Source organism: Nitrospira sp. KM1, from assembly GCF_011405515.1.
Classification (GTDB): Bacteria; Nitrospirota; Nitrospiria; order Nitrospirales; family Nitrospiraceae; genus Nitrospira_C.
On sequence record NZ_AP022671.1, the window covers coordinates 3,608,811 to 3,621,444 of the forward strand.

The 12,634-nt window shown below is 58.9% G+C and carries 15 protein-coding genes; 9 read left to right on the forward strand and 6 right to left on the reverse strand.

The genetic code is table 11. The annotated features are described in order from the left end of the window. Positions 1–74: 74 nt before the first annotated feature. The 3 genes from W02_RS17025 to W02_RS17035 are packed head-to-tail and all read right to left on the reverse strand — an operon-like array spanning position 75 to position 1,763. Entirely contained in the window at positions 75–542 is a 468-nt protein-coding gene (locus tag W02_RS17025) for an IPT/TIG domain-containing protein (protein ID WP_173049838.1), read from the reverse strand. A gap of 39 nt (positions 543–581) precedes the next feature. Further along, a complete protein-coding gene (locus W02_RS17030) occupies positions 582–1,400 on the reverse strand; it encodes a substrate-binding domain-containing protein (protein ID WP_173049839.1) in 819 nt (272 codons plus the stop codon). 48 nt (positions 1,401–1,448) lie between these two features. Further along, on the reverse strand, positions 1,449–1,763 hold the full coding sequence (locus W02_RS17035) for a zinc ribbon domain-containing protein (RefSeq protein WP_173049840.1): 315 nt from the start codon (positions 1,761–1,763) through the stop codon (positions 1,449–1,451). Between the two features lie 125 nt (positions 1,764–1,888). Between W02_RS17035 and W02_RS17040 the strand changes: the two genes are divergently transcribed. The 4 genes from W02_RS17040 (at position 1,889) to W02_RS17055 (ending at position 3,800) form a co-directional block, all read left to right on the forward strand. Continuing rightward, positions 1,889–2,065, forward strand: coding sequence for a hypothetical protein (locus tag W02_RS17040; RefSeq protein WP_172834268.1), 177 nt, complete (start codon positions 1,889–1,891; stop codon positions 2,063–2,065). Positions 2,066–2,155: 90 nt separating this feature from the next. Continuing rightward, positions 2,156–2,359: a hypothetical protein gene (locus W02_RS17045; protein WP_173049842.1), complete on the forward strand. Its 204-nt coding sequence runs from the start codon at positions 2,156–2,158 to the stop codon at positions 2,357–2,359. A 91-nt stretch (positions 2,360–2,450) separates the two neighbouring features. Beyond that, on the forward strand, positions 2,451–3,314 hold the full coding sequence (locus W02_RS17050; protein WP_173049844.1) for a DMT family transporter: 864 nt from the start codon (positions 2,451–2,453) through the stop codon (positions 3,312–3,314). A gap of 15 nt (positions 3,315–3,329) precedes the next feature. Then, a complete protein-coding gene (locus tag W02_RS17055) occupies positions 3,330–3,800 on the forward strand; it encodes a hypothetical protein (protein ID WP_173049846.1) in 471 nt (156 codons plus the stop codon). 29 nt (positions 3,801–3,829) lie between these two features. Here W02_RS17055 and W02_RS17060 read toward each other — a convergent pair whose 3' ends face one another. Then, entirely contained in the window at positions 3,830–4,804 is a 975-nt protein-coding gene (locus tag W02_RS17060; RefSeq protein WP_173049848.1) for an acyl-CoA desaturase, read from the reverse strand. Positions 4,805–5,143: 339 nt separating this feature from the next. Here W02_RS17060 and hemE point away from each other — a divergent pair, with 339 nt between their 5' ends. The 3 genes from hemE (at position 5,144) to W02_RS17075 (ending at position 8,216) form a co-directional block, all read left to right on the forward strand. Next, a complete protein-coding gene (gene hemE / locus W02_RS17065; RefSeq protein WP_173049849.1) occupies positions 5,144–6,169 on the forward strand; it encodes a uroporphyrinogen decarboxylase in 1,026 nt (341 codons plus the stop codon). Positions 6,170–6,334: 165 nt separating this feature from the next. Then, entirely contained in the window at positions 6,335–7,792 is a 1,458-nt protein-coding gene (gene hemG / locus W02_RS17070; RefSeq protein ID WP_173049852.1) for a protoporphyrinogen oxidase, read from the forward strand. A gap of 10 nt (positions 7,793–7,802) precedes the next feature. Continuing rightward, the gene (locus W02_RS17075) at positions 7,803–8,216 is read left to right on the forward strand and encodes a hypothetical protein (protein WP_173049853.1); all 414 of its coding nucleotides are present in this window, start codon (positions 7,803–7,805) and stop codon (positions 8,214–8,216) included. Between the two features lie 2 nt (positions 8,217–8,218). Here W02_RS17075 and W02_RS17080 read toward each other — a convergent pair whose 3' ends face one another. Further along, positions 8,219–8,827 carry a hypothetical protein gene (locus tag W02_RS17080; RefSeq protein ID WP_173049855.1) on the reverse strand — a complete coding sequence of 203 codons (609 nt, stop codon included), beginning with the start codon at positions 8,825–8,827 and terminating at the stop codon, positions 8,219–8,221. After that, positions 8,824–9,663 carry a nucleoside triphosphate pyrophosphohydrolase gene (mazG, locus tag W02_RS17085; protein ID WP_197742048.1) on the reverse strand — a complete coding sequence of 280 codons (840 nt, stop codon included), beginning with the start codon at positions 9,661–9,663 and terminating at the stop codon, positions 8,824–8,826. Before mazG ends, W02_RS17080 begins: the two co-directional genes overlap by 4 nt. 135 nt (positions 9,664–9,798) lie before the next feature. Here mazG and W02_RS21330 point away from each other — a divergent pair, with 135 nt between their 5' ends. Next, a complete protein-coding gene (locus tag W02_RS21330; protein ID WP_197742049.1) occupies positions 9,799–10,197 on the forward strand; it encodes a DUF1844 domain-containing protein in 399 nt (132 codons plus the stop codon). Between the two features lie 101 nt (positions 10,198–10,298). Beyond that, positions 10,299–12,632, forward strand: a complete 2,334-nt coding sequence (locus W02_RS17095; protein ID WP_173049856.1) for a PAS domain-containing sensor histidine kinase — start codon at positions 10,299–10,301, stop codon at positions 12,630–12,632. Positions 12,633–12,634: the final 2 nt, after the last annotated feature.

Genomic DNA, 12,634 nt, shown 5'->3' on the forward strand with positions numbered 1-12,634 from the left:
GCTGTCGAGGGAGTTGGCCGGAAACCGAGTGGGAAGCCAGCCCGGAAAGCGAACAGGCTTTCCGGGCGGACGTGTTACTGACCTTTGATCAAAAGGGGCTTCGACTGTGCGCTGCCGCCACCGGCGACGATGATCAAAAACGACATGCCGGCTTTGGCTTCCGGAACCGTCGCCTCAATCGTCGTTTCGTTCACGAATCGGAATGTCACGGGGGCCTTGGGCGCGGCGCTGAATGTCACCGTATGAAAACATTCCTTGGTGCCGAAGTTCTCTCCCGAAATCACAACTTTGTCCCCGGGTTTGACGTCGTCCGGTTCGACCTTCATGATTTTCGGCCGCCGGCTGCGGTCACAGACAGGATCATGTTCCACCTTTTCCGAGTCCACGCCCTTGATCGATTCCATGTCGTACAGCGTAAAGCCGGCACCCTCCACGATGGCACCCTTCTCACTCTGTTCTTCCGCCTGAAGGAACGACACCTGAAACGCGAGACACCCGGCCAGTCCCATCATCATAGACAGCGCGACACGCGATATCGTCATAGGACCCTCCCTCAAAAAAATAAAAAATCTCGTGACGGATTATTTACGCCTAAAAGGAATATACGATTCGCCGACGATCTGTTGTCCTGGCGCCGAAAGCGCAAATTGGATGAATGCATCGATCAGAGGGTTAGGCTCTTTCTTCGACAGCAGCAGGACCGGCCGTCTCAGGGGATAGCGCCCATCCGAAACGGTCGGAATTTCCGGCTCGACCTTGTCAATGGCAAGGAGCCGCACGGCGACGCCTCCCGAGACCACGGACAGCCCCTGGCCTAACGAGATGTACGCGGTGGCGGACAGCGGCGGCAATGTGCCGACGACGGTCTTCACCACTTTGTCATCCTTGGCGATGACTTTGGCGCTGTCGGGAATTTTGCCGACGATATCGAGCTGTTGTTCAAATGCATCCCGAATATTCTGATTTTTCGGCCGGTCGATCAGGAGAATTTTCGTTTCCGGCCCGCCGAGCTCCGACCATTCTTTCACCTTTCCAGAAAACAGGTCGGCCACCTGCTGTTTGGTCACTTCCTTGGTGAAATTCGACAAATGAACCAGGATCACAATGCCGTCCCAGGCAATCTGCGCCGCAGCCAGTCCCTGTTCTTCCGAACCGGTGACGGCCAGTTGCGCATCCCCTGACTTGACCATGTCGACAGGCTTGGAATGATCGTCCCACAGGACATCGACGTACGCGCGCGGGTTTTGTTTCTCAAATGCGCGCGCGAGCGCCTCGATGGTCGTGGTTTCGGGTCCGTTGCCGGCAATCACGAGGTTTCCTGAGACTTCCGCGAGGGAGGGAAGAGCGGTCAGCCACAGCAGCACCGTCAGGCATAAGGCGGACGGTGCGCGGAGGCTCATCCGGGTCCTATGCATTCGCTGGTGTGTCTCCCTGACCATTGACGCGAGTCACTGTTTGGATGGATCCGACGAAGACGAATCCGGGCTGGGTGTGATGTTCGGCGGGGGAGTATTCCGCATGCCGCCGAGCGGAGGCAGTCTCTTAAACTTGTCCATGCGCTCGTTCAGCATGTTGTAGGCTTTCATCTCTGAGAATCCGGGCTTCCGCGTTCCCACGACGTTCGAGGAGACCGCGGAGATGATCCGGGAGGCATCCTGAGCGTTGCAAAACGGGCAAATTGTATCTTCGGCCCTGAAGTGGAGGGACTGGGTGGCTTCGAAGGTTTTCTCGCAACCGCCGCATCGGTATTCGTAAATCGGCATCAGTGTTCCTTCCCCATTCGGTCGGAGGCAGTACCCTTGACCCCTCATTCAGCGATGCCGTATTGTAGCACACCTGCCTGGTTTCAAGACTAGGGGATATTCGAGCGGAGGGAGGAGGTTCGGCGATGGCGGTGTTGATACGGCGGTATAAGGGCCACAACGGCATGATGCAGGAAGAGCGGATCGACGACGATGATCGGATCGAGCGATATTTTCGCCTCTTCGAAAAGGACGACGTCAAGAAACTCGAAACGGGCGTAAAGGTTTTCATCGAGAAGGACGAGTGGCAACTCCTCCCGTAGTCATCCCATGAGGGAGCAGCATCGAGGGTTCGTTCGAACGATTTCCTCCCCTGCTCATTGAGAACTCCGACAACGGCATGTCCTGATTCCATGACCTATTGGATTCACATCGCGCGATCGATCGATCGGGTCACGTTGCACAAGGATCGATGTTCGGAAGTTCCGTCGATCCAGGCCTCCACCGATTACTGGGCGGGAGGGTGGTTCGATTACCCCGATAAGGAGCGGGCCCTCGCTGCCATGGAGCAGGCGGGGACGAACGAGCAGCGTCGATGTCCGCTCTGCAAACCCTGACCGCCCACGACGAACATCGGACGACCATTTGCAATCGGCGTTCCGACGCCCCTTCGGCTTCTAGCGCCTGGTGCAGGTTCGGCTGAAGGCCATGCCACGACTCGCACTCCTGCTGACGACGCTAATTTGGGGCGCCACCTTTCCTGCGACCAAGCTCGCACTGGATCAGGTCCCGCCGCTGTCGTTTCTATTTCTGAGATTCCTTCTGGGCGCGTCGCTGGTCGGAGCATGGTTCGTACTTGCCCGGCGCACGGTTCGCCGCGGGCGGAGCATTCTGGCAGCCAGCGGCGTCGCAACGGTCTTCTTGTTCCTGGGCTATGTCCTGCAAACAGTCGGGCTGCGGTATACGAGCGCATCGAACTCCGCATTTCTGACGGCGCTGTATGTCATCGTCGTGCCGCTGATGCTTCGTCGATTCCACGGGCGCGTGCTGTTGGCGACGGCGGTGGCGACGCTGGGTCTCTGGTTGTTGGTAAAACCCAACGCAACGATGAATATCGGCGATCTGATGACGCTGGGTTGCGCCGTCGCCTTTGCCGGTCATATCGTCTGTCTTGAACGGTTCACACGCGAGTTCGACGCGCCGTCCATGTTGTGGTGGCAGATGGCGGCCATGACGCTGTTGTTTATTCCGGCGATGGGATGGGAACGACCTCCGTCCGATGCGTTTGCGCCGACCGGGGTGTTGCTCCTTGGGTTGGCTGTGACGGGCGGGTTCGCGACCGGAGCGTTTGCCGTACAGATGTGGGCGCAGCAGCATGTGCCCGCTCAGCAGGTGGCGCTGGTGTTTGCCGCGGAACCCGCCTATGCGGCCTGGCTGTCGTGGTATTTTCTCGGAGAAACGCTGGATCTCCAAGGATGGATCGGAAGCGGGTTGATCCTCGCAGCGGTCGTCATCGGCGCGTCCGGTTCCGGCGACCGTGCCGTGCCGACCGCCGTCGCGGAAGTGGCCTAAGGCGAAGGGGACAGCATGGCACAGAAATTTGGAAACGGGCGTTGGGTGAAGGAGGGGTTCCTGGACAATCGGATGGAGGGCATCGTCACGGGCCAAATCGTCTTCGCGGCCGTTGGCTCCATCGATTTTCTCTTAGCGGGGAATTTCAAACCCGACCTTGCCGGGCGGCTCATCCGTTTTCGCAATGCGAAATTCGAAGAGGACGATCTGGCGGCGCAGGTCATCGGGGATATGGAAAATCCTCAACTCGGCAGCGTGAATCTGATCTCCTTCGATCCCCATCCGAATCTCGCGCCGCATCCCTATATCGAATGGTTCTCAGCCGGTAAACAGCATTATCGATTCGAGCTTCTCCCCGGAGAGGCGTGGGTCGTGTCGGAGGGCGATATCGACGAATTGAATCAGGAAAGCTTAAGAATCCGGAGCAGCTATGGCGGCCGCCCTGCGCAACGTCCGCCATCCGAGGATGAACCGGAATGGATGTAGAGGCCGTTCCGGCCGAGGCGTGAGAGCCTCTAGACGGCGATCGCCTCGTGCTTGCTTTTTTGCTCCCTGACGTAGACCGGCACTTCCTTGATATCCCAGACCAATCCCATCCACTCCATGGCCTTGAGACAGTAATAGGTCATGTCGATCTCCCACCAATAAAATCCCTGACTCGTCGAAGCGGGGTAATAGTGGTGGTTATTGTGCCAGCCCTCGCCCATGGTGATCAGCGCGAGGATGAAATTATTCCGGCTGTCGTCGCCGGTCTCGTAACGCTGTGATCCGTAGACGTGCGACAGGGAATTAATCGTGCAGGTCCCGTGAACGAGCGCGACGGTAGAAATGAAAAATCCCCAGATCAGCATCTGCGGGCCGTTCGTGCCGAGTTCAGGCGCATACAGTTCGAGCATCTTCCCGAGTCCGAACATGCCAAAGCCCGTCAATATTGGAATCAGGATGTCGAAACGGTCGATGAATCGAAGCTCCGGATATTTGGCGAAATCCGCGATGCCTTTCAAGCGCGGAGCATAATGCGTCTGTGACGTGAACCAGCCGATGTGCGACCAGAGAAATCCTCCGTGCCGAGGCGAATGGACATCACCGGGCGTATCCGACGCGATATGGTGGTGGCGATGATGGCCGGCCCACCAGAGCGGACCGCGCTGGGCACAGGAACTGCCGAGGACGGCAAAGGCAAATTGGACGGCGCGCGACGTTTTGAACGTGCGATGGGAAAAGTATCGGTGATACCAACCGGTAATGGCGAACATGCGGAGGAAATAGAAGGCGACCGCGACCGCGACGGCAATCCAGCTGACGCCGACCCAAATGACCCCCAGGCACATCAGATGGACGGCGATGATGGGCACGCATCGCAACCAGTCGACTTTGGGGACTCCGTCGGTCTTCATGTGCTCGAGCCCGGCCCAGGAATCGAACCAACGCAGCACGGTGAACCACACATCTTGGGTCTTGGTTGGGCGCAAAGTGCGAACGTCGGACATTCGTTTACCTCCGGTCAGGCCCGGCCAAAAGAGGCCCGGCACACACTACATAATTCTTCAAGATCGATGAAACCGCGGCAGCTGTTGGTGGATCACAGGGCAGGCCGCAGAACGCCCGGCCAGGACATAGACACTATCGCTGCCCGAGAATGGAAGTATATTATACATAATAGTCAACACGATTGGTATAGGCAATTTCCGCGGGCCGGATTGGGCTGTGTGTATTGTACTGGAAGGAGCGGCGCTGTCTATTGAACGCGCAAATCCTGATCGACGGCACAAGGTACAAGCCGGTTGAATTTGACACGTTCGATCGGCCACACCTAGAATGCCGCAGCCATGAATGATCGCTTCCTCAAAGCCTGTCGGCGCGAGCCTGTGGATTGCACCCCTGTATGGTTTATGCGCCAGGCCGGACGATATATGTCTGAATACCGGTCTTTGCGGGCGAAGCATTCCATGCTGGATCTCTGCAAGACTCCCGAACTGGCCGCGCAGGTGACGCTTCAGCCGATCGACCGGTTCCCTCTCGATGCCGCCATCATCTTCGCGGACATTCTTCTTCCTCTCGAGGCCATGGGTTTGGACTTGGAGTTTGCCGAAGGCGAAGGACCCGTCATTCACAATCCTGTCCGTGAACGGGCGGATGTCGAGCGGCTGACGGTCATCGACGGCCATGAATTGGACTATGTCGGCCAGGCTATCCGACAGGCCCGCCGCGCACTGGACGGCAAGGTTCCGTTGATCGGATTTGCCGGCGCTCCCTTCACGCTGGCCAGCTATGCGATCGAGGGTGGTGGGTCCCGCAACTACGTCTTGACCAAGTCCATGATGTATCGCGAGCCGGACAACTGGCACAAACTGATGGACAAATTGGCCCGGGTCGTCACCGGGTATCTTCGCCGTCAAATACAGGCCGGTGCGCAAGCGGTGCAACTCTTCGACAGCTGGGTCGGATGCCTGTCAGCCGGCGACTACGCCGAATACGTGTTGCCGCACGTGCAGATGATCTTTGAAGGCTTGAAGCGGGAAGGCGTGCCGATGATTCATTTCGGGACCGGCACGACTGCCATTCTTCGCCAGATGCGCGAGGCCGGAGGTGATGTCATCGGAGTCGATTGGCGCATCCATCTCGACGAAGCGTGGGCCATGATCGGCTATGACCGGGCTGTGCAAGGCAATCTCGACCCGGTGACGCTGTATGCGCCCTTGCTCGAAATCGAACGGCGGATCGAGGATATCCTGAACCGGGCCGATGGGCGCAACGGGCATATTTTCAACCTGGGCCACGGTATTCTGCCGACCACCCCGATCGATCACGTGGCAGCAGCCATCGACATGATTCACAAGCTGAGTCAGCGCTGACGTCCTGCCGTTGAAAGCCGGGTGCATACCGGCTAACGATGGTTAGTTTCATGCGATGCTTCCGTGATGGATGCCTTCCGCAGATGAGTCCGGCATGCGATTCAAGGCACACTCAAACCTCATGATGCGGCTCCTCCCTCAGGTGTCGCGTCAGCTCGTCCGTCCGTGAAGAATCCTCGTACCGTTGCCATCGTCGGCGGAGGCATCTCCGGTCTTGCGGCCGCGTTTGCATTGGTGGAACGCGCGAAAGAGGAAGGCCTTCCACTCCGGCTCACACTCATCGATGCGGATCGATCATGGGGGGGCAAGATCGTCACGCACCGCATCGGGGATCTCCTGACCGAAGCGGGACCCGACTCCTTTCTGTCTCAAAAGCCGGCCGGTCTGCAACTGGTCCATAAGCTCGGCCTGACCGATCAGCTGATCAATACGAACGAAACCGGGAAGAAGGCATTCGTCTATTGCCGCGGACGTCTGTGCGAATTGCCGGAAGGCTTGGTCGTGCTCAGACCCGGTCAGATCGCGCCGTTTCTACGAAGCGGATTGCTGACTCCGCTGGGACTTGCCCGTATGGGATTGGATTTGGTCATGCCCGCTTCACCGCAGAATGGCGACGAATCGGTGGCTTCATTTTTCCGCCGTCGATTCGGCCGGCAGGTCTTCGAACGCATGATGGAGCCTCTTCTGGCCGGCATCTACGCCGGTGACGCGGAGCACATGAGCCTGCGCGCCACCTTTCCGAGATTCATCGAATTAGAGCGCGAGCACGGGAGTGTAATTCGCGGCATGATGGCTGCACGAACGGCTCATGAACAGCCCGAACCGGGACGAACGCCGCGCACCATGTTCGTCAGCCTGAAACACGGCTTGGCGGATCTTGTGGAAGCCATTGTTCGGCGGCTCACCGAGCAGGGCGTCACGCTCAGATCCGGCACGACGGTCGAATCCCTGCGAGTGCGTTCACATGCGTTGGGGCGTTGGATGTACGACATCATGTTGAGCGACGGATCCGCTCTCTCCGCGGAAAGTCTCGTACTCGCGGCGCCGGCCTACGCCTCGGCCGAATTATTGCGGCCGTTGACCCCGATTGCCGGAGGGCTACTCGACATGATTCCCTATGCCTCGACAGCGACGATTGCCATAGCCTATCCTGCAGCCGTCATCGGTGGTGCGGTGCAGGGATTTGGATTCGTCGTGCCTCGGACGGAACAGAAGGACCTGATTGCCGCCACGTGGACCTCGTTGAAATGGCCGCACCGCGCTCCGGCTGATCAACTGCTGGCGCGCTGCTATGTCGGAGGAGTCGGACGGGAGGATATCCTCCAACTCGACGATCAGGCGTTGGTGCAGAGAATCAAGGGGGAGTTACGGGCGATCTGCGGCATCACCGCTGAACCCACATTTGCGGAAGTCAACCGCTGGGTCAACGCCATGCCGCAATATGTCATAGGGCATCTCGATCGGCTGGCTCAGCTCGAGGCCGCTTTGAGCCGGTACGGAGGACTTGTGTTGACGGGCGCGGCCTATCGCGGAGTGGGCATACCCGATTGCATCAGGGATGGAGCTCTGGCCGCCGAGCGTGTCATGCAACATCTTTCAAGCCAAGGAATGGAACGGAGATAAGGATTCGCCCATGCCCACGGACAATACATTGACAATCCTGCACGTCAGCGGACCATTTCGAGAACCCAGAGAACCGGTGTTCTCCTACGATTATTCATTGCAGCGGCCGATGTGGCCGATGCCGCACGCCGCGCGTGTGAAGATATCGATCACCGATGAATTGGATATCATCAGGGGCAAACTCCTCGGCACAGTGAACGGTACACCCGGGCAACAGCTGCTGATCGGGCAGTTGTTGTCGCGGCGTATCGCGGATGAAAAATTGAAGATCGCGGATCGTGAGGGATTGTTGTCCGACCGGCGGGACGTGATCGTGGCCCCGTTTACCGGCGCACACGCGCATCTTTTTCCCAAGCTGGAGGAGTGGGCGGGTCGCGAACAGGAGCGCCTGCGGGCCGAGGTCAAAACGCGGACCGGTCTCTGAGTCTAGAAAAGTTTGCGATAGTGCTTGGAATGGACGCCGGATTCATCGGCAAACCCGATCGAACCTGCATCCGGCGCGCCCGTGTTATTCATGTCGATGCGGTAATGCCCCCGGATCTCTTCCATGGCGACCTCGAACGGCACGGCGTCCGGGTAGAGGCCTCCCGGCGCATGAGCGCCGCGCGTCAGGGTCTTGATGACCTCGGTTTGCGCATACTTAGGGTCGGATACCACATAAATATCGGCCACCGAGTGATCTCCGAGCGTATGGCCCGGTGTCGTGGCCGGAACCAAGTCCGTCAGCGATCCGGCCAGGCGTTCTTTTTTTAAGCGCTTGAGCAGACCGATCACCTGGCTGTCGGTGGCCTGCGCCGGCACGACGATGCTGACCGCGTTCATCTCGGGAACCGTAGCCTGGACCTTGAAAATCACCGGCGCGGCTTCGGGATCCTCAATCATGGGGACCGTCGGACCCTCGGTGCCGGCCGCCTGCTTGTTCTTCGAACTCGGTACGATCAACGCCACGAACAGCCAGAGGCCTATTAACACGCTGAATACGACGATCAGCGGATGAATGCCCGCGCGCTTGCCCTCTTCGTATTCGTCACTCATGGCCGTGCTCCTTCGGATCCACGACGCTTGGCTTCATCCCATAATCCGTTCATCTCGTCCAGGGAGAGTTCGCCGACAGAACGCCCGGACGCGGAAGCTCGGGTTTCGATATATTGAAACCGTTCGATAAATCGGCTGATGGATTGCCGCAATGCGTCCTCCGGATTGACTTTGATGAAACGCGCGAGATTCACCAACGAAAATAACACATCGCCAAATTCATCCGCGATGTGCCGTTGCCGGCCGTCCGAGTCCGATCCCGTCGCACGAATGGCCATGCGGAGCTCGCGGATCTCCTCTTCAATTTTGCTCAAGACCTGATCGAATCCCGTCTCGTCCTGGGTCCAGTCGAATCCGACGCGGGATGCCCGTGCCTGAATCTGATACGCCCGAAGCAGGGCGGGGAGAGTCTTCGGAACGCCGTCGAGCACAGATTCCGGCCGCCCGGCCGCCCGGCGCTCGGCCTGCTTGATGTCTTCCCAGCGTGCCAACACCTGGTCGGCATTGGCCGGTTTCGGATCGGTCGAACCGTTGGGAAAGACGTGCGGGTGACGTCGGATCAGCTTGTCAGCCAGTTGATCGAGTACGGTGTCGACCGTGAAGTGCCCCGCCTCTGAGGCGATCTGGCTGTGAAAGAGAACTTGGAGGAGCACGTCGCCCAGCTCCTCGGGCAGCTTGGCACGGTCCGCATGGTCGATAGCATCGAGGACTTCATAGGTTTCTTCGATCAGATACGGTTTGAGTGACTCATGAGTTTGTTTGCGATCCCACGGACAACCCTCCGGCGCGCGCAAGGCAGCCATGAGGGCGATCAACTTTTGAAACCGCTCAGACATGATCAAACCCTTCACGAATGTGAGAGGCGCATTATACTCGGTTCGAAGGATGCTTCAACGCGGCGGCTGGATCTTGCGACCCCAGGATGCCTATGGTAGGCTTCCGCGATATCTGGAATTTGCGAGGCATAAGCAGTGGCGGGAGACAAGGAAGAGGGGTTCGTCATTCGAGATCGGCGAGGCTCCGGAGGAGCGGAGAAGGCTCCTGCGCCGCCTCCACCGTCTGCTTCGGCGGCCGAGCATCCGCCGCATGTGCCATCATGGGAAGCGGATGAAAAAGCCGCGCCGCCGGTGACGTTTGCTTCGTTCGTGATTTCGCTGGGAAGCTCTTCGCTCATGTTGATGGGGGAAAAACTGGAACCCCAGCAACCCTCCATGCCAGTCAATCTGCCGCAGGCCAAGGAAATCATCGATCTGCTGTCTGTCCTGGAGGAAAAAACCAAGGGCAACCTCACATCGGACGAACAAGCGGTGTTGCGGGACATGCTCTACGCCTTGCGCATGAAATACGTGAGCCTGACCACCGGATCATAATCCCGCCGCGATTGCGGCCGTGTGAGCCGCAACAACAACTCCGTTATTGTCAGAGATCTGCACCCGTGGCTGAAACCCCCCGACCGGAAGGAACGCGGGACGTGAGTGACCTTCAAAAAGATCATGGGTCACTGGCCTGGGAAGGACCGGATCGCCGTTCCCAACCGGCCTCCACCGCGCCCGGCGGCCGTGTGTCCGCTCTGCCGGGGCTGAACCCCGAACCCGAAAGACGAAAACGCCACCTGCGGCCGGTATGGATCGTCCTGCTCCTGCTCATGTCGTGTCTCGCCCTGACGTTCTACTACACACAAATGGTCGAGCCCGGCGGCGAGGATACGGACTCCTTCATCCTGCCGACCAGTTATGCGCTGGTGCTGCTGCTGATCAACCTCGATCTCATCGGGGTCGTCGTCCTGCTCTTGCTGCTGTCCAGAAATCTCATCAAGGCCTATTTCGAACGCCGGCACCGGATGCTCGGCTCCGGATTCCGCACAAAACTGGTGGCCGCCTTCATCGGATTTTCGCTGATTCCGACGGTGCTGCTGGCTCTGGTCGCGAGCGGGCTGGTGAACAAAGCCGTCGATGTCTGGTTCAGCGATCAGATCGATCGTGTCATGAGGGATTCCTACGAAGTGGCCCGCATGCAGCATGCGGGGCACATCACACTGGCCGTCAACAGCGCAAGGGCGATTAGCCAGGAAATCTATCGTGAGGATCTGCTCTTCCCCGAACAGCGCGATCTGCTGGTCTCGGCGATGGCGCGCAAGCGGGTGGAGTTTGGAGTGGCGGGCATCGAGGTGTTTTCATCCAAGATGGAAACGTTGACCAAATCGTTAGACCCGGAAGTGCCCCCTGGAGTCTTGGATCTACCAATCGGACAGCTCATTCTTCAGGCCATCAACGGAAAGCAGGAGACGAACACCGTCCAGGAAGCGCAGACCGGCCGTCTGGTCAGGGCCGCGGCGCCCATCGCGTTGAGCGGCCGCCGCGGCGAAGTGGGCGGGGTCGTAGTGGTCGATGCGTATGTGCCGGAGTCTCTGCTGGCCAAGATGGAAGGCATCGGCCGCCAGTATGAGGAATACAAACAGATCAAGGCGATGAAAAACCCGATCAAGGCCGGCGCCTATCTTTTCGTCGCCGTCATCACCGTCTTGATTCTTTTCGGAGCGACCTGGTTCGGGTTTTATGTGGCGAGGAGCATTACGGTGCCGATTCAACGGCTGGCCGAGGCCACGGAAGCCATCGCGCAGGGCGATCTGTCCGTCCGCATCGACGCGAAGGCGACCGACGAAATCGGGACGTTGATCGAATCATTCAACCGGATGACGGCGGATCTGCAGGGGAACAAATCGGCGATCGAATCCGCCAACCGGTCATTGCGGCAGAACAACCTGGAACTCGATCGACGCCGCGCCTATATCGAAACGGTCGTCGAAACGATTGCCGCCGGCCTCGTCTCGATCGACCGGAACGGCCAGATCACCAATTTTAATCCGTCCGGAGAGCGCATTCTTGGCCTTTCCGCGGACCGCTTCCACGACCGGTCGGCCAATGACGTGTTCAAGGAGTTCGGGCTCACGCTCTTCCAGACGCTCTACGACCGGATGCTGGTGGACCAGCGCGATGATCTGACGATGGACGGCACGGTCGAGGTCGAGGGAAAATTTCTGACGATCGCGCTGCACGGCTCGCGCATGAAGGATGAGTTGGACCAAGACCTCGGCATCGTGCTGGTGTTCGAGGACCTGACCGAATTGTTGAAAGCCCAGAAGGTCGCGGCCTGGCAGGAGGTCGCGCGGCGTGTTGCCCACGAAATCAAGAATCCGCTCACGCCCATTCAGCTCTCCGCTCAACGGATGCGGAAGAAGTTCTTCGAACGGGCGCCGGATTTCGAACGGGTGTTCGACGAGTCCACCAACGTCATCGTCAACGAAGTGACGAGCTTGAAACACATGGTGGACGAGTTCTCCAAGTTCGCCCGGCTGCCGGCGCCGCAGTTGGCGCAGCAATCGCTGCATGACGTCATCAACGAGGTGATTGCGCTCTACCGCGGGGCGCACAAGGACATTCAATTGCTCGTGACGCTGGACGACGATCTGCCCGCCCTCAAGTTCGACTGGGAGCAGATCAAACGCGTGCTCGTGAATCTCCTCGACAACGCGATTCAGGCGATGAACCAGAAGGGGCGGGTGTGGCTGACGACCCAGTACGACACGAAACGCCGGCGCGCGGTCGTCAGCATCGCGGACGAGGGGACCGGGATCGCCGCCGAGGATCAGGAAAAGCTGTTCGTGCCCTACTTCACCAGAAAGAAGACGGGGACGGGACTGGGGTTGGCGATCGTGCGGCGCATCATTACCGATCATGAGGGGCAGATCAGCGCGGGAAACAATCATCCTCGCGGAGCCTTGTTTACGTTTGAACTCCCGGTGTGATT